Origin of the sequence: Acidovorax sp. HMWF018 (assembly GCF_003061035.1) — a bacterium.
GTDB classification, from domain to species: Bacteria; Pseudomonadota; Gammaproteobacteria; order Burkholderiales; family Burkholderiaceae_C; genus Acidovorax; species Acidovorax delafieldii.
Genome location: NZ_QAIM01000632.1, coordinates 3604 through 3946, shown reverse-complemented (window position 1 = coordinate 3946; position 343 = coordinate 3604). Strand labels below are relative to the sequence as shown.

1 protein-coding gene is annotated in these 343 nt (G+C 65.6%); it reads left to right on the top strand.

The window, feature by feature from the left end; genetic code table 11:
• A partial coding sequence (locus DBR23_RS31905) for a tripartite tricarboxylate transporter substrate-binding protein (RefSeq protein WP_255581901.1) occupies positions 1–343 on the top strand: 343 nt, incomplete at both ends.

Genomic DNA, 343 nt, shown 5'->3' with positions numbered 1-343 from the left:
GTGCGGGGGCCACCATCGGGGCCGACTACGTGGCGAAGGCCCCCGCCGACGGCTACACGCTGCTGATGGGCGCGGTGCACCACACCATTGCCACCAGCGTGTACAAAAAGCTCAACTACGACTTTCAAAAGAGTTTTGCGCCCATCACCACCGTGGCGCTGGTGCCCAACGTGCTGGCCGTGAGCGCGGCCACGCCCGCCAAGGACGTGAAGGAGCTGGTGGCGCTGATCAAGGCCACGCCCAACAAGTTCTCCTACGGCTCCAACGGCGCGGGCACGGCACAGCACCTCATCGGCACGCAGTTCGCCACCTCCATCGGCCAACCCCTGCTGCATGTGCCGTA